We start from the raw sequence: 18,166 nt of genomic DNA, 5'->3' as shown, positions 1-18,166 counted from the left end.
AATCGTCGGCAGTTCAACGATGTGACGTGAGCCAGCGCGGGAAATTTAAGAGAGGTCGGCAAATACGCGACCTGTGGCGCGATCTCAGCTTCCCGGGACCGGCACCACGGCGATCTTGTAGGGGTCGAAAATCTTCAGCATCTGGCCATTGTCCCGCAACCCTTGCAGCAACTTGCTGAACGCCACGCCGCTGATGGGTGCGGCCGGACGGAGGATGGCGTAGTGGTGATAAACCTGATCGATACGCTGGGACACCAGCAGTTGATCAGCGACTTCCTTGTTGCGCAGCAGGTAATCGCTCAGGTACGAGCGTGTCACCAAGGCAACGTTGGCACGCCCGCGCAGCACCATCAGCAGGTTACTGTCATGGGAATACGTCAGCGTGGCGTTGTAGTTCTGCGCGAGGAATTTTGGATCGGCATTGAAGTTGGCGAATTCGTAGTGATAGCCGCTGAACAGCGCCAGACGCTTGCCGGTGAGGTCGGCAAAGTAACTCTCCCGGCGATCGAGCTCCCGTTGTGCGACAAAAATCTCGGCATCTTCCAGGCCCATGTCGACGCTGGTGTGAGGGATGTCCTTCCAGCCCCAATCCGGATTCTCGAAAATCGCCATGTCCACCCGGCCTTGCTTGAAGTCACCGAAGCGCCGGGGAATGGAGGTAGGTACCAGGGCGAACTGATAGTCGCTTTGCAAGGCATTGAGTGCCTCGACCAGTTGCGGCAACAGACCGGTATCGGCACCGGACTCCGGGCGCACGGTATAGGGCGGAAAGTGTGCGGCACCGATCCGCACCAGTTGCGCAGCCTGAGAAGGCAACACCCAGAACACTGCAAGCGCCGCCAGCAAAAGCCGCGAGGCCGTCCGATTTGGCGAAGATATCAAAACAACCTACTCCCCGAGAAAATACGCATCAATGCATTCAAGCTAGGTGGTTTCGGCCACTTAGCCAGTTTCCGTCTGACTTGGAAAGCTATTGTTTCTCTTCCAGCACCAGAATCAACGCCTCATCGGCCAACTGATCGAGGTTCATGCTGCCGCCGGCGCGAAACCAAGTGGTGGTCCAGGACAACGCCCCCGTCAGAAAGCGGCGGGTGATGAACACATCCCCGCGAATAAAACCGGCGTCCTTGGCCTCGCCCAGCACCTGTAGCCAGAGATCTTCATAAATGTCGCGCAGCGCCAGCACCTGCGCCTGCCCGTCTTCGGACAGCGAACGCCATTCATACACCAACACCGCCATGGCCTCGCCACTGCCGCCCATGATCGACTGCAATTCACAACGAATCAGCGCCAGCACGCGCTCGCGCACACTGCCGGCGTCTGCCAGGGCTGCACGCATTAACGCGGTGTTGTAGCGAATGGTTTCCTCCATCACCGCCCGCAGGATCTCGTCCTTGCTTTTGAAGTGATGAAAAATACTGCCCGACTGAATGCCCACGGCGCCGGCCAGATCGCGCACGGTGGTGCGTTCAAAACCTTTGTTGCGGAACAGGTGAGCCGCCACTTGCAGCAATTTGCCGCGGGCGCTGTCCGGGTCGGTCAATTGGCCGTTGTCGACCAATTCGCGCATCACCCTCAGGGCTTTTTGCTCGTCCACCCGTTCTCTCCTACAGTCGATCAATCAAATACGCCAATCACCGCTAAAACAGCGGGGTTGCGCGGGCAATTTAAGCTGGCCGGGGCGCCCAAGCAAGCGCTCGGGAAGAAGATAGTTAAGCCGTTTACAAACCAAGCGCTTGCTTGGTAGTCTCGATGCACTTCTGTCGGAGGTGGCTATGGAGTTGACTGGGCCTAAAACAATTCGCATCGGGTGCGCCAGCGCCTTCTGGGGCGATACCTCGACCGCCGCCGCGCAATTGGTGGAAGGTGGGCGCCTGGACTATCTGGTCTTCGATTATCTGGCCGAAATCACGATGTCGATCATGGCCGGTGCGCGGATGAAAGAGCCTCAGGCTGGTTACGCCAGCGACTTCATCGAAGTCCTCAGCCCGCTGCTGGGTCAACTCGCCGAACAGAAAATCCGCGTCATCAGTAACGCCGGCGGAGTCAATCCGCAGGCCTGCGCCGCCGCCCTGACCGCTGCCTGCGACAAGGCCGGGGTGGCGTTGAAAATCGCCGTGCTGCTGGGCGATGACCTGCAGCCGCAGTTCAAACAGCTGAGCAGCAGCGGTATCCATGAAATGTTCAGCGGCGCGCCCCTGCCGCCGATGTGCGTCTCGACCAACGCCTACCTTGGCGCACCGGGCATCGTCGAAGCCCTGCGCCTGGGCGCCGACATTGTGATCACCGGGCGTGTGGTCGACAGCGCCGTGGTCAGCGCTGCATTGGTGCATGAATTCAATTGGTCCTGGCACGACTACGACAAACTTGCCCAGGCTGCACTGGCCGGCCACATCATCGAATGTGGCGCCCAGTGCACCGGCGGCAACTTCACCGATTGGCGCGAGGTGCCCGACTACGAACACATCGGCTTCCCCATCGTCGAAGTCAGCGCCGACAGCCAGTTCATCGTCAGCAAACCCGAAGGCTCCGGCGGACTGGTTACACCGCTGACGGTCGGCGAGCAGATGCTGTATGAAATCGGCGACCCGCAGGCCTATCTGCTGCCGGACGTGGTCTGCGATTTCACTGAAGTCAAACTCGTGCAACAAGGCAAACATGCGGTTCAGGTGCACGGGGCAAAAGGCCTGCCGCCGACCGATCAGTACAAGGTCAGCGCGACTTACCCGGACGGTTTTCGCTGCACCGCCAGTTGCCTGATCGCCGGGATCGATGCGGTAGACAAGGCGCGTCGAGTCAGCGAAGCGATCATCAACAAGACGTCGGAAATCTTCAGCCAGCGTGGCTGGCCGCCCTACAGCGAAGTGAACATCGAACTGCTCGGCAGCGAAGCCACTTACGGCCCCCACGGTCAGCGCCATGACAGCCGCGAAGTGGTGATCAAACTGGCGGTGCGCCATCCGGGTAAACAGGCGTTGATGGTGTTCTCCCGGGAAATTGCCCAGGCCGCCACTGGCATGGCGCCGGGACTGACCGGGATTGTCGGTGGACGGCCGACGGTGTATCCGCTGATCCGGCTGTTCTCGTTCCTTATCGACAAAACTGCCTGCACGCTGGAAATTGACCTCAAGGGCCAGCGCCACCCATGCGCCCTGCCCGCCGTGGATGTGCTCGACACCGCCGACCTGCCCGTGGCGTGTGCCCCACCGAAACCCTCAGACCGGGCCGATGCCAGTGTGGCCCTGGTCAAACTCGCCGTGGCGCGCTCCGGTGACAAGGGCAACCACAGCAACATCGGCGTCATGGCCCGCGAGCCGGAGTACCTGCCGTGGATTGCCGAAGCCTTGACGCCAGAAGTGATCGTCGACTGGATGAGTCATGTCCTCGACCCGATCCACGGCCGTGTTGAACGCTGGTATCTGCCGGGCACCCACAGCCTTAATTTTCTGCTGGAGAACGCCCTTGGAGGCGGTGGCGTGGCCAGCCTGCGGATCGATCCGCAAGGCAAAGCCTTCGCCCAGCAACTGCTGGAAATCCAGATACCGGTGCCTCAGCGCATCGCCGACCAAGTCAACTAGAGGACTGTCGCCATGGCATACGATTCGATTTTCAAAGGCGATTTGTTTGCAGGCCAAACCATCATCGTCACCGGTGGCGGCAGCGGCATCGGCCGTTGCACCGCTCACGAACTGGCGGCCCTCGGCGCCCATGTGCTGCTGCTCGGGCGCAAGGTCGACAAGCTGAAAAACGTCACTGCCGAGATTGCCGAAGATGGCGGCAAGGCGGATTGGATGGTCTGCGATATTCGTGAGGAGGAAGCGGTCAAGCATGTGGTCAGTGAGTTGATCCGCAAGCACGGACCGATTCACGGTCTGGTCAACAACGCTGGCGGGCAGTACCCGGCGCCGTTGGCGTCGATCAATCAAAAAGGTTTCGAAACGGTGTTGCGCACCAACCTGATGGGCGGCTTCCTGATGGCCCGGGAAGTGTTCAACCAGTCCATGAGCACGCACGGCGGCGCCATCGTCAACATGCTCGCCGACATGTGGGGCGGTATGCCCGGCATGGGCCACTCGGGTGCAGCGCGTTCGGGCATGGACAACCTCACCAAGACCGCCGCGTTCGAATGGGGTTACGCCGGGGTCCGGGTCAATGCCGTGGCGCCGGGCTGGATCGCGTCCAGCGGCATGGACACCTACGAAGGCGCATTCAAAGCGGTGATCCCGACGTTGAGCGAGCACGTGCCGCTCAAACGCATCGGCACCGAATCGGAGGTCAGCGCGGCGATCGTTTTCCTGCTCAGCCCGGCAGCGGCATTTGTCAGCGGCAGCACCTTGCGCATCGACGGCGCCGCCAGCCTGGGCGGGCGCGCCTGGCCGATACACAAGGCGCAGATCAGTACGTCGTATAACGGTTTCCACCGCGCGTACTTACCCGACGTGCTCAGACCCGACGTGCTCAAGGACAAGGAATAAGTCATGCCGGTGATTCAGTCGCAAGTGGACCCGTTCAGCGAGCAGTTCGCGCTCAATCGAGCGGCGATGCTGGTCGGCATCGAGCACGTCCGCCAGCTCGAACAGAACCTGCTGAACAAGGCTGCCGAAGCCAAACCCAGGTTCGACAAGCGCGGCCAATTGTTGCCCCGCGAACGCCTCAATCTGCTGCTGGACCCTGGCGCACCGTTCCTTGAACTGGCCAGCCTGGCCGGCTACAAACTGCATGACGACAAGGACGGCAATTCGGCTGGCGGCGGTTTGATCGCCGGGATCGGTTACGTGTCCGGCGTTCGGGTTCTGGTGGTGGCGAACAACAGTGCGATCAAGGGCGGGACCATTTCCCCCAGCGGTTTGAAAAAATCCCTGCGTCTGCAACAGATCGCCATGGAGAACAAACTGCCGGTCATTACCCTGGCCGAAAGCGGCGGCGCGAACCTCAATTACGCGGCGGAGATTTTCGTCGAAGGTGCCCGCAGCTTTGCCAATCAGGCGCGGATGTCAGCCATGGGGTTGCCGCAAATCACGGTGGTTCATGGTTCGGCCACGGCCGGCGGCGCTTATCAGCCGGGGCTCTCGGATTACGTCGTGGTGGTGCGTGGCAAGGCCAAGCTGTTTCTTGCCGGCCCGCCGCTGCTCAAGGCGGCCACCGGCGAAGTCGCCACCGATGAAGCACTGGGCGGCGCCGAGATGCACGCGCAAATCGCCGGCACCGCTGAATACCTGGCCGAGAGCGATGCCGATGGCGTGCGGCAGGTGCGCGAGATTGTCAGCCTGCTGCCGTGGAATGCCCGGTTACCTTTAGCGCCTGCGCGGCACTGGGAAGAACCGCTCTACCCCATCGACGAAGTGCTCGGACTGATTCCTGACGACACGAAAAAACCTTACGACGTGCGCGAGATCATCGCGCGGATTGCCGACGGCTCGAACTTTCTCGAATTCAAGGGCGAGTTCGATCAGCAAACGGTCTGCGGCCATTTGCAGATTCAAGGCCGCGCCTGCGGGTTCATCGGCAACAACGGGCCGATCACCCCCAAGGGTGCGAGCAAGGCGGCGCAGTTCATTCAGCTCTGCGACCAGAGCCAGACGCCGCTGCTGTTTTTCCACAACACCACCGGGTTCATGGTTGGCACCGAGTCGGAGCAGCAAGGCGTGATCAAACACGGCGCGAAGATGATTCAAGCGGTGGCCAACGCCCGGGTGCCTAAACTGACCCTCGTCGTCGGCGGCTCCTACGGCGCCGGCAACTATGCGATGTGTGGCCGCGGCCTCGACCCGCGCTTCATCTTCGCCTGGCCCAACAGCCGCACGGCGGTGATGGGCGGCGCCCAGGCCGGCAAAGTGCTGCGGATCGTCACCGAGGCCAAACAGGCCAAGGACGGCCTGGTGCACGACCCGAAAATGCTCGACCTGCTGGAACAGGTCACCGCGCAGAAACTCGACAGCCAGTCCACCGCGCTGTATGGCAGCGCCAGCCTGTGGGATGACGGGTTGATCGACCCTCGCGATACCCGGACCTTGCTTGGGTACTTGCTGGATATCTGCCATGAGGCCGACGTGCGGCCGCTGCAATCCAACAGTTTTGGTGTCGCCCGTTTTTGATGACGCAGAGCGTCTAAGGCTGCATTCCCACGCAGAGCGTGGGAACGATCATTCAGGAGAACAATAAAAATGATCTTCACCCAGGAACACGAAGCACTGCGCCGCACCGTCCACCAATTCGTCGATCACGAGATCAATCCACACGTCGAGGAATGGGAAAAGGCCGGACGCTTTCCGATCCACGAGATCTTTCGCAAGGCCGGCGATCTTGGCCTGTTGGGGATTTCCAAACCGGAAAAGTTCGGTGGCATGGGTCTGGACTACAGCTACTCAATCGTCGCTGCCGAAGCGTTCGGCACCATTCATTGCGGCGGGATTCCGATGTCCATCGGCGTGCAAACCGATATGTGCACCCCGGCCCTCGCCCGCTTCGGTTCCGATGAATTGCGCGAAGAGTTTCTCCGTCCGGCCATCACTGGCGAGCAGGTCGGCTGCATCGGTGTTTCCGAAGTCGGCGCCGGCTCCGATGTAGCCGGTTTGAAGACCACCGCCCGCAAAGACGGCGACGACTACGTGATCAACGGCAGCAAGATGTGGATCACCAACGCACCGAGCGCGGATTTCATCTGCCTGCTGGCCAACACCTCAGACGACAAACCGCACATCAACAAGTCGCTGATCATGGTGCCGATGAACACGCCGGGCATCAGCCTCAGCTCGCACCTGGACAAGCTCGGCATGCGCAGCTCGGAAACCGCTCAGGTATTTTTCGACAACGTGCGGGTGCCGCAACGCAACCGCATCGGCCACGAAGGCGCGGGGTTCATGATGCAGATGCTGCAGTTCCAGGAGGAACGGCTGTTCGGCGCGGCGAACATGATCAAAGGCCTGGAGTACTGCATCGACAGCACCATCGAGTACTGCAAGGAGCGCAAAACCTTCGGCAATGCGCTGATCGATAACCAGGTCATCCACTTCCGACTGGCCGAACTGCAAACCGAAATCGAATGCCTGAGGGCACTGGTCTATCAGGCCACCGAGCAATACATCAAAGGCCAGGACGTCACCCGCCTGGCGTCCATGGCCAAACTCAAGGCCGGACGGTTGGGTCGTGAAGTCAGCGACAGCTGCCTGCAATATTGGGGCGGCATGGGCTTCATGTGGGACAACCCGGTGGCCCGCGCGTACCGCGATGTGCGGCTGGTGTCGATCGGCGGCGGCGCCGACGAAATCATGCTGGGGATCATCTGCAAACTCATGGGCATCCTGCCGGGGAAAAAGAAATGAGCACCCTGCCGGTTTGCCAGACGTTGCTGCTGGAACCCCATAACGGTGTCCTGCACATCACCCTCAATCACCCGCAAAGCCGCAACGCCATGAGCTTGGAGATGGTCGCTGAACTGCGCGCGGTGCTGGCGGCCGTGCACGATGACCGCGCGGTTCGTGCATTGGTGATCGGCGGTGCCGGCGGGCATTTCTGCGCCGGTGGCGACATCAAGGACATGGCCAATGCACGCGCTCAAGGTCCGAGCGCCTATCGCGACTTGAATCGAGCGTTCGGTGCGCTGCTGCAAGCGGTGCAACACGCGCCGCAAGTGGTGATCACGGTCCTGCAAGGCGCGGTGCTCGGCGGTGGTTTGGGTCTGGCCTGCGTCAGCGACGTCGCCTTGGCCGATCACCAGGCGCAATTCGGTCTGCCGGAAACCAGCCTCGGTCTGCTGCCGGCGCAGATTGCGCCGTTCGTGGTGCAGCGCATCGGCCTGACTCAGACTCGCCGACTGGCGCTGACCGCGGCACGTTTCGATGGCACACAGGCACGGCGCATGGGGTTGGTGCATTTTGTCGAGCATGACGCGCAAGCGTTGGCCGAGCGTCTCGATGAAATTCTGGCCCATGTGTTGTGCTGCGCGCCGGAGGCGAATGCGCGGACCAAAAAACTGTTGCTGGCGAGTGCGGGGCAGCCGTCGAATGCGTTGCTGGATGAAGCGGCCGAGTGGTTCAGCGAAGCGGTGACCGGGGCTGAAGGTATTGAGGGGACCATGGCTTTTGTACAAAAGCGTAAACCGGGGTGGGCGCCTTAAAAGCTTCGCGGGCAAGCCTCGCTCCTACAGAGCTTTGCGCAAACCTGTAGATACTCTGTTCACGGTCAAGCTTTCGCGAGATGTTTTTCGCTAAAAAGCTTGGCCGTATCAAATTCTTCGCCGGAGCGCATGCAAGCCCATAAACCCGTCAGGTACTTGCGCATCACCGCTCCAATGGCCTGCATTTTCTTCTTGCCCCGGGCCACCAGAGCTTCGTAGAAGGCTTTCACGTTCTCATCGCAACGGATTGCCGTCATTGCCGGCATGAACATCGCTGCGCGTAAGTAGGCGTTGCCACATTTCGACATTCGGCCAGGGCGGTTCACACTTGTTCCTGACTGGGTCAATCTCACGTCCAGCCCCGCATAACGGCTCACCTGTGCCGATTTGAGCGTTACAGGTAGCGTCGTCAACTCAGCCAGTGCAGCAATCGCTGAAGCCTCTCCCACGCCGGGTGCCGCCATCATGCAGCGAAACTGCAAGGTCAGGTTCGGGCACTTGGCGATGGCGTCGCGCGCAGCCTTTTTCAAACGGTCAACGCGTATATCCAATGCAGCAATCGCGTCTTTCTCATCTGCGATTAGCAACTCAATACTCGTATCTGTCGCTTGTAGCGCATGCAGCTCATTCTTGGCTCTGGTCCGATGGCCAATCAGTCGATTGATATGACGGCCAATCGCACGCAGCATCATTTGATCCGCCGTAGGCGGGACCCAAAGCCTGGGTGCCATGCGCTCGCCATATTCAGCCAGCAACTGCGCATCGATCTGGTCAGTCTTGCTGTTTTGCAACATCAACTTGGCAAAGTTGTGGAAGCTTTTTGGGTTGATCACCGAGACCGGTAAGCCCGCGGCATGCAACTCCAACGCAAGATCCAGGTAGTAAATACCGGTGGCCTCCATGACCACGCTCAGCGGTTTGAGGCCCATCATCTTATTCACCGCGGCCTTACGACCCTTGGGCGTGTGCTGAATGTCCCACTGGCCGACTGTTTTGCCGTTCTGCCGCCATCCCATGGCAGACGTTTTGGCACCAATGTCTATGCCGACATGAGTATTCATGCTTTTCACTTCCCTGACTTTAGGTAAGATTGCTTCCGGTTCCCCCGACCTCGAACTTCATGCCACTGCAACCTTGTAATGCGAAGTCCGACTTGTCGGCTTCTCGATACTCTTCGTGGTGGGCAATGAGGCGGGGGGGCCTCTCTACAGACAAGGTCAGGAGCAAATCCTGCCTTCAGGAGCGATCGGCCTCCCCCAGAAACGCACTTGCTGTTGAATGAATCCTTGAGCGTAACCTCTCTCGCTGGAGTCAGGGTCAACATACAAGGAGCGAGGCTTGCCCGCGAAGAGGCCCTGACATTCACCGCAAAACAAAAGGGAAAACCCCATGCCCGGATTCAGCAAAATCCTGATCGCCAACCGTGGTGAAATCGCCTGCCGCCTCCAGCGCACCGCCCAGGCCCTGGGCTATCGCACGGTCGCGGTGTTCAGCGATGCCGACGCCGATGCCCTGCATGTGCAGATGGCCGACGAAGCGGTGAACATCGGCCCGGCCCCGGCACAGCAATCCTATCTGAGCATCCCGGCATTGCTCGACGCCGCCCGGCGCACGGGTGCCGACGCAATCCATCCCGGCTACGGCTTCCTCTCGGAAAACGCCGGATTCGCCCGCGCCTGCCAGGATGCCGGCATCACCTTCATCGGCCCCAGCCCCGAGGCCATCGAACTGATGGGCAGCAAACGCCTGTCGAAACTCGCCATGATCAAAGCCGGTGTGCCGTGCATCAAAGGCTATCAGGGCGCCGAACAGGACAACGCCACCCTGAGCCGCGAAGCCGCACGCATCGGCTATCCGCTGATGATCAAGGCCAGTGCCGGCGGTGGCGGGCGTGGCATGCGCCTGGTGCACGAGGCCAAGGATTTGCTGGAGCAGTTGCGCACTGCCCGCTCCGAAGCGCTGCACGGGTTTGGCAGTGACGAGCTGATCCTTGAGCAAGCGTTGGTTGATCCGCGCCACGTCGAGGTTCAACTGTTCGGCGACCAGCACGGCAACCTGATCTACCTTGGCGAGCGCGATTGTTCGATCCAGCGCCGCCACCAGAAAGTCATCGAGGAAGCGCCCTGCCCGGTGATGACCGCCCACTTGCGTCAGGCCATGGGTGAAGCGGCGCTCAAGGCCGGTCGCGCGGTGAATTACGTCGGCGCTGGCACCGTCGAGTTTCTGTTGGATGCGCGCGGGCAGTTTTACTTTCTGGAGATGAACACCCGACTCCAGGTGGAACACCCGGTGACTGAATTAGTCACCGGCCTCGATCTGGTGGCCTGGCAGTTACGCGTCGCTGAAGGGCTGCCGCTGCCGCTGCGTCAGGAACACGTACAACTCAACGGACATGCCATGGAAGTCCGTTTGTACGCCGAAGATCCGGCGCACGATTTTCTGCCACAAACCGGTCGCATTGCCGCGTGGGAGCCAGCGTTGCAGGGCGATATACGAATCGACCATGGTCTGATCGAAGGCCAGAACGTCAGCCCGTTCTATGACCCGATGCTGGGCAAGATCATTGCCCACGGTGCTACCCGCGAAGAAGCCCGGCGCAAGTTGCTGCGGGCGGTGCAAGACAGCGTGCTGCTCGGCGTGCAAAGCAATCAGCGCTTGCTCGCCAGTCTGCTCGAACACCCGCAGTTCATCAGTGGCGAGTTCAGCACCGGGTTCATCCCGACGTATTTTGCCGACCATGCCTGTCTGCACCCCCGTGCACCCGGCGCCGAAGCACTGGCAATCGCCGCAGCGTTGTTCTATCAGGCCTCGGCGCAGGTTCATCCGGCGCCACTGGCCGGTTGGCGCAACAACGCCAGCGTGCCGTTGCACTATCGAATCGGCCTTGATGATCAGGATTGGTCAGTGGAATTGAACGCTGAGCCGGGCGAACCGTATCGGATTCAAGTTGCCACAACGCCCTTTGAACTGAAGGTCATCCAGTGTGACGGACGCTGGGCGAGTCTGGAAATCAACGGTATACGGCGACGCCATGCCTACCGTCTTGAAGCCGGACACCTCTGGCTGTTCACCCGACCCGGCAGTTTACGGCTGGTGGAACGGACCCAGGCATTGGTCAGCAGCCAGGTCAGCGTCAGCACCGGCACCCTCAAGGCTCCGATGGACGGGGCGATCGTCGACGTGCTGGTCACTGAGGGCAGTCTGGTCATTAAAGGCCAGTTGTTGGTCGTGCTGGAGGCCATGAAAATGGAGCATCCGCTCAAGTCGGGCATCGACGGTGTGCTCAAACGCTTGCAGGTCAGGGTCGGTGATCAGGTGAAAAATCGTCAGATTTTGTTGGAGGTCGAATAAGCCGCTAGGCGGATCCGCCGGGTTTGGCTACGCTCAAGCCCTATCAGGACGCGGATACCAGGAACCCTGCGATGCCTCACTGGCTGGTCATTGATCTCGAAGCCACCACCGATCAGGGTGGTTGGCCAGTAACTGAAATGGAAATCATCGAAATCGGTGCCACCCTGGTGGACCGAAAAGGTCGAGAACTGGATAGCTTTCAGCGCTTCGTGCGCCCGACGCGTCGGCCTTTGCTGACGCCGTTTTGTCGGGAACTGACCCACATCACCCAGGCCCACATCGATGACGCCGAGTCGCTGAGCGAGGTCTGGGTGTCGTTCGAACGCTGGCTCGGCCAACATCACTCGCGCCTGGAAGGCTGGGCCAGTTGGGGCGACTACGACCGCAAACAGCTGCTTCAGGAATGGCAAAAACTGCAACTCGACAGCGCCCTGAGCCGGGTGCCGCACATGAACCTCAAGCAGCGCTTTGCCAAGGCTCGCCGGCTGGAACGCCCGCTGGGGCTCAACGGCGCGCTGCAACTGGCGGGTATGCAGTTCAGCGGCCAACAACATCGGGCGCTTGAAGATGCGCGCAATACAGCGCGTCTGTTACCACTGGTTCTCCCCCTCTAGAGAGGTGACGGCGCCAAGGGCCTTGTGCATACTGGCCAGCCCTTTTTAGCCCTTTTCGAGGAATCGCCCATGTTTAAAGTCAACGAGTACTTCGACGGCACCGTCAAGTCGATCGCCTTTGGCACCGCTGAAGGTCCTGCGACCATCGGCGTCATGGCACCGGGCGAATACGAATTCGGCACCAGCCAGCGTGAAATCATGCACGTGGTGACCGGCGCCCTGACCGTCAAACTGCCGGACAGCAGCGACTGGGAAACCTTCGCCGCCGGCAGCCAGTTCAACGTACCCGCCAACAGCAAGTTCCAGCTGAAAGTGGCCGTCGACACCGCTTACCTGTGCGAATACCGCGGCTAAACCCTCGGGTTTTCACAGCGAAAAAAAATGCCCGTGTCCTAGGACACGGGCACTTTTTATTCAAGGACAGTCGTTCAGATTGTCTTATTCCAGGATCGTCACCGGCATACCGACTTCAAGCCGGCCATTGCCGTCATTGACCAAGTTCTGGCCGAACATTGCGCCGTCTTCCTGCGCGCGGTATTTCTGCAGGGTCGCCAGCGGTTCGCGATCTTCACTGCGCTCGCCGGTTTGCGGGTCGATGGTGGTCAAAATGCAGCGTGAGCACGACTTGACCACGCGGAACTCGACATCGCCGATGCGGATGCGCTTCCAGCCATCCTCGGCATACGCTTCGCTGCCCTCGATCACCAGATTGGGCCGAAAGCGCAGCATTTCCAGCGCACGGCCGACCTTTTGCGACAAGTCCACCAGGGAAGCCTGTCCGATCAGCAACAGCGGAAAGCCATCGGCGAAAGCCACTTGATCGTCGTCCCTTCCGTAGCCCGCTTGAGTGGTGCGCGCGCGACCCAGAGGAATTTGCACCAGTCGCGTCGGCTTGCCAATGAACTCACTGACCCAGGCACCGGCCTCATCACCGGCATCGGGCACTCGCAGACTGTCTCTAAAGATCGTCACGCCGCGCAGTTCAGCGTCGCTGGCCGGCAAGGCAATATCGATCGCTGAGCGCCCCGGAGCCCTGAGGGTCAAACCACCGCCGGCATTCCACAGCGCCGACAACTGACTCATCTGCCCCACTACGCGCTGGGTCAGGAAACGGCCGCTGGCCTCGTCCACCAGCATCCAGCGTCGATCACCGTCCAGGCCCAGCTTGTCGAGGCTGACCTGCTGCAGGATCTCGCCCTTGCCGGATTTCAACGGATAACGATAAAGCGCGCTCAGACGCAGCATGGCCAGCTCCCTGGTGGGCAAAAAACGCCACCCTATACGAGCTTGATCGCCGAATCAAAGGCTGACTTCAGGCCAGCCTCTGCGGGGGGTGTCAGGCAGGCACTTCGTCGAGCATCAGGCGCTGGCGCACCACATCGACGAGTTTGTCCGGCTGGAATTTGGAGAGGAAGTTGTCGCAGCCGACTTTCTTGACCATCGAGTCGTTGAAGCTACCGGACAACGAGGTATGCATCACCACGTAAAGGCCACGCAGACGCGGGTCGTTGCGGATTTCCGTCGTCAGGCGATAGCCGTCCATTTCCGGCATTTCCGCGTCGGTGAAGATCATCAGCAGTTTGTCGGTCATGTTCACACCGGTATCGGCCCAGGCCTTGAGCATGTTCAGTGCCTTCAAGCCATCGCTGGCAATGTGCATCTTCACGCCCAACTGACCCAGGGTGTCACGCAATTGCGAAAGTGCCACGTTAGAGTCGTCCACCAGCAGCACTTCACGGCCACGGGCACGTTCCAGAACCGGATCGTCGAGTTTGTCGCGCGATACCTTCGCGTTGTACGGGACAATTTCCGCCAGGACTTTTTCGACGTCGATGATTTCCACCAACTGGTCGTCGACCTTGCTGATAGCGGTCAAGTAATGTTGACGACCGGCGCTGGCCGGCGGCGGCAGAATGGCTTCCCAGTTCATGTTGACGATGCGGTCCACGCCGCCGACCAGGAACGCCTGCACCGAACGGTTGTACTCGGTGACGATGATCGTGCTGGTAGGGCTTGGCACCAGCGGACGCATGCCGATCGCCTGGGACAGGTCGATCACCGGCAAGGTCTGGCCGCGCAGGTTGACCACGCCGCAGACAAACGGATGACGCTGGGGCATCAGGGTCAGCTTCGGCAGTTGTAGCACTTCCTGCACTTTGAAGACGTTGATCGCGAACAATTGCCGTCCGGCCAGCCGGAACATGAGAATTTCCAGGCGATTCTCACCCACCAGTTGCGTGCGTTGGTCTACCGTGTCGAGAATGCCGGCCATCAATGACTCCTGGGCTTGTTCTGATGAATTCACTAAAGGAGGTTATCGGCTGTTTTTGCCGGACCTTGACCCCCCTGTAAAATGCCACGATCGAACATTGATGTCACATTAACATCATGCTTTACTGGCCACGTGATTTCACCTGCTTCATTCCCTCCCGCGAGACCTCGTTTCGGTCGGTTGGTTCCTCTGTGTAAGGGATTCCCCTAGTAGCAATCAGGTCTAACCTGATGTTCGCAATATCCAATAGCCATTAATGTGACGCCATTCTCATTGCATGAACGGAGTCAGGCTTTTGTGTGCGATCGCAGGTCAGTGGCCATCCACCCTATCGAATTCCCCAACCTGCAGCGAGACAGGCCGGAGCGCGATCCCACGATGGCACGGCAATGCCGGTACTCTGATCGTCCTCGTCGACACACACGACATTCCCTCATTTGACATGACGTTGTGGAGCTAAGCATGCCGAACGATCCTAAAGAGTTGGCTCAGCAGCTCGCGGAGTTTCTCGTCGAAGCTGAGACGCTCCTGGACAAAACCGAGGAATGCCTGAGTCATTTGCAACTGATCAGCAATGACATGGACGCCATCGACTGCATGCTTAGCACCCTGCTCAAACTGGCCAAAAAGGCTGATGCGCTCGCCCTGGCAGCCGTTTCGGAGTTCTCGTTGCACATTCATGGTTTGCTGAGCCACGCCCAGAATCACATGGACTTGCACGAGCAGGCCTTGGGTGCGCTGAAAGACTGCCTGACGTTGATCGCCTGGCAACTCGAGCTTATCGATCAGAACACCGGCCAACTCAGCCTCGATGACAGTGAACAGACCTCTCTGATCGAAGCCTTCGCCTGCCAGGTCGGACACAGTCAGTTTCATCCACCCGCTCATTCCAAACCGTTTGCACTCGTTTCCTTTTCAGGGCGACAAGCCTGAATTTATCGGAGCACTCTGCCGAGCTCCGATTTTTTATTGCCGTGACCGCCTCTCTAACTTTAGCGAAGTCATGTCGCAATTGAATATCCCCTACCTGTTAACGACAACTCGAAAACCATAAACAATGCCTGCCACCCAACTTTTTCCATTATGGAACTGCAGTCCATAACCTCTTATTTCCTGCCCCTGCGGACCTATATACCAAACGCGACCAACGGTATCTTAAGTGGTATTATGCCGCCCATTAGTTGACGTCAATTAATGGCAGAGTGACTCCAGACAGAGACCGTCATCCGTTATGACCGGTCTTCCCGCAGCGAACATCCATTGGCTCCATCCGCTATGTACGCCAGCCTCAAGTCAATCACCCTATGGCCACCCTCCCGAAAAAACGCGCGCTTGGTCACGCTTATGTTGTGTACCTGCTCGGCGATTGGCAGCCTGCTGATTTACAGTCTGTCCACTCGCCTGCCGCTGAGCCTGCTGGTGCTCAATGTGGCGGCGCTGACCTGCGTCTGGGTGGGGCATTGCCTCTCGCGCAAATCGATAAAGTTTCAACCTCAAGAGTTGGCCGACCGGCTGTTGGAGGTTCAAGAAAACGAACGTCACCGGCTCAGTCGAGAACTGCATGACGACATCGGCCAGTTGCTGACCGCGGCAAAACTTCAAAGTGACTGGCTCAAACGCCGAATGCCCGAAGAACTTCAGGGCCAGTGTTCGGTGCTTTGCGACACGCTGGAAGAAACTCTGACCAAAGTTCGGGATGTATCGGCCACTCTCAATCCCAGGCAGTTGACCAGTCTCGGGCTGGAAGCCAGTCTGCGTGCGCATTTACTCAAGACACTGGCCAACACGTCGGTGCACTGGAGCCTGGAATGCCATCAGCGCTTAACCGGTCTGCCGGAAGAAATGGCGGTGGCCGCCTTTCGAATAACCCAGGAAGCGGTCACCAATATACTGCGCCATGCCGACGCGAAAAATCTGCTGGTCCGCCTGCAACGTCTGCCTCAGGGACTGGCGCTGTCGATCAGCGACGATGGTCTGGGTTTCGCGCCATCGATGGATCCAGGTCGTGAAGGGCAACGCGGAATGGCGGGGATGTCGGAACGGATCGATCAGCTCGGCGGCACACTGAGCGTTACCAGCGAGCCGGGCAAAGGCACTCAAATCGAAACTCTCTTTCCCTGGGCGCCTCGTGCGCTCGAACGGGCCAGTTCGAATAAGGTTATGCATTGACTTGTAACTTACTTTTGGTGGATGACCACTCGCTTATCAGGGCAGGTGTGCGCGCTCTGGTGCTGGATATTCCAGGCTACGCGGTAATCGGTGAGGCCAATGATGGCTCGCAGTTGCTCGAGATGGTCGAGCAGCTGTCCCCGGACATCGTCCTGCTGGATATTTCCATGAAGGAAACCAGCGGCCTTGAAGCCTTGCAGCGACTCAAGCGAGTACGCCCGCAGAGCAAGGTGCTAATCCTGTCGATGCACACCGATCCTGCACTCATCATGCAGGCACTGGAATCCGGTGCACATGGCTACCTGCTCAAGGACACCACGGCCACCGAGCTCGAACATGCCCTGCAAGCCTTGCGTAACAACGAACGTTACCTTAGCCCGGCCATCGCTCACACCGTCATCAACCAGGCGCTGACCCGATCTCAGAAACACCCGCCGGAACCTGCCGACTCGCACAACCTGACAGCGCGTCAGCTGGAAATCCTTCGGCTGATCGTTCGCGGAAAATCCACCCGAGAGATCGCCAACGGCCTGGGTCTCAGTATCAAGACGGTCGAAACTCATCGCTCGCAGGTCATGAAGCGCTTGCAGATCTACGATGTGGCGGGCCTGGTGCTGTTCGCCGTTCGCGAGCAGATCATCAGCCTGGATGATTGATCAATTGCGATGCCCCCAGCAGCGGCGAGTTTTCAGGCAAATGTACGCGCAGTGCCGCCGGACGTGCCGAGAAACGCAAGTTGTCGCCTTCCAGAGGCTCGCCATCGAGGTTGATATAGAGGCCTTCCGAGACCTTGATTTCGACCCAGGGCAGTCGGGCTCGCACAAACATATTGTCGATGCCGAAGCCATCGGCCAGCAGGTTTTTCAAGGTGCCGACGAGTTCCTGTGGCGCAGGTAGAATACTGATGTCCAGCAGGCCATCGTCAGCCAGCGCTTCTGGACACAACACATGTCCTCCGCCGGCCTGTCGGCCATTGCCGATGCCCAATGCCAACAGCTCGCCACTCCACTGAAAATCAGGACCCTGCAACTCGCCATAGGCCGCGTGCAGTTCACTGAATCGCGATAAACCGGTGAACAGGTAAGCCGCGCCCCCGAGGATTTTTTTCAAGTCCTCCGAGGTGTTCGCAGTGACCTGACTGCCAAACCCCCCCGTGGCCATATTCAGGAACACCTGCCCGCCAACTTCCCCCAGATCGATGGCACTCGGCGCAGTGTCGAGAAGATCCAGCGCCTGAGCGGGCTCCAGAGGCACACCGGCGGCACGCGCAAAATCATTGGCGGTGCCCAAGGGCATCAGTACCAGGCTGGCCTGCGTCGAATGCGCCGCCATGGCCTCGGCAATATCACGCAAGGTGCCATCACCGCCGCCGGCGATGATTTGCATGTAGCCTGCCGCCAGCGCTTCATCCACCAGCCGCTGTGCGTCGCCGGCCTCCCAGGTCACTCGAACGGCTAGCTCCCAACCCTGCTTACGCTTGCCCTCGACGGCAGAACGAACCGCCTCGTTGAGCGCTTGCTTGCCATGCAGAATCAACACCGCCTTGCGTTCGCTCATTGTTGTCACTCCCATGATTGAATTCCGTATGAGAGATGTTGACCTCGTCGCGCCACATAAAAGTCGCAAGAATTTGAATTATTTGAA

The 18,166-nt window shown here is 59.5% G+C and carries 17 protein-coding genes; 11 read left to right on the top strand and 6 right to left on the bottom strand.

Annotated elements, in window-relative coordinates; all coding sequences use genetic code 11:
- Positions 1-84: 84 nt before the first annotated feature.
- On the bottom strand, positions 85-879 hold the full coding sequence (locus ACYZT3_RS09360; RefSeq protein ID WP_462032354.1) for a substrate-binding periplasmic protein: 795 nt from the start codon (positions 877-879) through the stop codon (positions 85-87).
- 91 nt (positions 880-970) lie between these two features.
- Complete coding sequence (locus tag ACYZT3_RS09355) at positions 971-1,597, bottom strand: TetR/AcrR family transcriptional regulator (RefSeq protein WP_462031942.1); 627 nt, start codon at positions 1,595-1,597, stop codon at positions 971-973.
- A 178-nt stretch (positions 1,598-1,775) separates the two neighbouring features.
- Between ACYZT3_RS09355 and ACYZT3_RS09350 the strand changes: the two genes are divergently transcribed.
- The 5 genes from ACYZT3_RS09350 to ACYZT3_RS09330 all read left to right on the top strand — a co-directional run bounded on the left by ACYZT3_RS09350 (position 1,776) and on the right by ACYZT3_RS09330 (position 8,116).
- Positions 1,776-3,578: an acyclic terpene utilization AtuA family protein gene (locus tag ACYZT3_RS09350; protein WP_282380067.1), complete on the top strand. Its 1,803-nt coding sequence runs from the start codon at positions 1,776-1,778 to the stop codon at positions 3,576-3,578.
- Positions 3,579-3,590: 12 nt separating this feature from the next.
- Positions 3,591-4,475 carry an SDR family oxidoreductase gene (locus tag ACYZT3_RS09345; RefSeq protein ID WP_282380069.1) on the top strand — a complete coding sequence of 295 codons (885 nt, stop codon included), beginning with the start codon at positions 3,591-3,593 and terminating at the stop codon, positions 4,473-4,475.
- A gap of 3 nt (positions 4,476-4,478) precedes the next feature.
- Positions 4,479-6,095, top strand: a complete 1,617-nt coding sequence (gene atuC, locus ACYZT3_RS09340; protein WP_462031941.1) for a geranyl-CoA carboxylase subunit beta — start codon at positions 4,479-4,481, stop codon at positions 6,093-6,095.
- A gap of 69 nt (positions 6,096-6,164) precedes the next feature.
- Positions 6,165-7,322, top strand: coding sequence for a citronellyl-CoA dehydrogenase (atuD, locus tag ACYZT3_RS09335; RefSeq protein WP_462031940.1), 1,158 nt, complete (start codon positions 6,165-6,167; stop codon positions 7,320-7,322).
- Positions 7,319-8,116, top strand: a complete 798-nt coding sequence (locus ACYZT3_RS09330; protein WP_282380075.1) for an enoyl-CoA hydratase/isomerase family protein — start codon at positions 7,319-7,321, stop codon at positions 8,114-8,116. Before atuD ends, ACYZT3_RS09330 begins: the two co-directional genes overlap by 4 nt.
- A gap of 65 nt (positions 8,117-8,181) precedes the next feature.
- On the opposite strand, the gene ACYZT3_RS09325 is transcribed toward ACYZT3_RS09330, so the two are convergent.
- Positions 8,182-9,177 (bottom strand): IS110 family RNA-guided transposase, encoded by a 996-nt coding sequence (locus tag ACYZT3_RS09325; RefSeq protein ID WP_462030744.1) that lies wholly within the window; start codon positions 9,175-9,177, stop codon positions 8,182-8,184.
- A 328-nt stretch (positions 9,178-9,505) separates the two neighbouring features.
- Here ACYZT3_RS09325 and ACYZT3_RS09320 point away from each other — a divergent pair, with 328 nt between their 5' ends.
- The 3 genes from ACYZT3_RS09320 to ppnP all read left to right on the top strand — a co-directional run bounded on the left by ACYZT3_RS09320 (position 9,506) and on the right by ppnP (position 12,435).
- Positions 9,506-11,467, top strand: coding sequence for an acetyl/propionyl/methylcrotonyl-CoA carboxylase subunit alpha (locus ACYZT3_RS09320; protein ID WP_462031939.1), 1,962 nt, complete (start codon positions 9,506-9,508; stop codon positions 11,465-11,467).
- Between the two features lie 71 nt (positions 11,468-11,538).
- Positions 11,539-12,081, top strand: coding sequence for a 3'-5' exonuclease (locus ACYZT3_RS09315; RefSeq protein WP_282380079.1), 543 nt, complete (start codon positions 11,539-11,541; stop codon positions 12,079-12,081).
- A gap of 69 nt (positions 12,082-12,150) precedes the next feature.
- Entirely contained in the window at positions 12,151-12,435 is a 285-nt protein-coding gene (gene ppnP / locus ACYZT3_RS09310; RefSeq protein WP_054614024.1) for a pyrimidine/purine nucleoside phosphorylase, read from the top strand.
- An 84-nt stretch (positions 12,436-12,519) separates the two neighbouring features.
- On the opposite strand, the gene ACYZT3_RS09305 is transcribed toward ppnP, so the two are convergent.
- Positions 12,520-13,326, bottom strand: coding sequence for an MOSC domain-containing protein (locus ACYZT3_RS09305; protein ID WP_282380086.1), 807 nt, complete (start codon positions 13,324-13,326; stop codon positions 12,520-12,522).
- 91 nt (positions 13,327-13,417) lie between these two features.
- The gene (locus ACYZT3_RS09300; protein WP_282380088.1) at positions 13,418-14,353 is read right to left on the bottom strand and encodes a chemotaxis protein CheV; all 936 of its coding nucleotides are present in this window, start codon (positions 14,351-14,353) and stop codon (positions 13,418-13,420) included.
- Positions 14,354-14,815: 462 nt separating this feature from the next.
- On the opposite strand from ACYZT3_RS09300, the gene ACYZT3_RS09295 reads away from it, so the two are divergent.
- The 3 genes from ACYZT3_RS09295 (at position 14,816) to ACYZT3_RS09285 (ending at position 17,178) form a co-directional block, all read left to right on the top strand.
- A complete protein-coding gene (locus ACYZT3_RS09295; RefSeq protein ID WP_282380090.1) occupies positions 14,816-15,286 on the top strand; it encodes a hypothetical protein in 471 nt (156 codons plus the stop codon).
- Between the two features lie 342 nt (positions 15,287-15,628).
- Positions 15,629-16,522 carry a sensor histidine kinase gene (locus ACYZT3_RS09290; protein ID WP_462032353.1) on the top strand — a complete coding sequence of 298 codons (894 nt, stop codon included), beginning with the start codon at positions 15,629-15,631 and terminating at the stop codon, positions 16,520-16,522.
- Positions 16,519-17,178, top strand: coding sequence for a response regulator (locus ACYZT3_RS09285; protein ID WP_462031938.1), 660 nt, complete (start codon positions 16,519-16,521; stop codon positions 17,176-17,178). The genes ACYZT3_RS09290 and ACYZT3_RS09285 overlap by 4 nt, the downstream gene beginning before the upstream one ends.
- Here the strand turns inward: ACYZT3_RS09285 and yegS are convergent.
- Positions 17,162-18,079 (bottom strand): lipid kinase YegS, encoded by a 918-nt coding sequence (yegS, locus tag ACYZT3_RS09280; RefSeq protein WP_462031937.1) that lies wholly within the window; start codon positions 18,077-18,079, stop codon positions 17,162-17,164. The two genes, ACYZT3_RS09285 and yegS, sit on opposite strands and share 17 nt — an antisense overlap.
- Positions 18,080-18,166: the final 87 nt, after the last annotated feature.

The organism is Pseudomonas sp. MDT1-16, assembly GCF_054898115.1.
The sequence above is the reverse complement of the archived record's forward strand: the minus strand, read 5'-3'. Positions and strand labels throughout refer to the sequence as shown.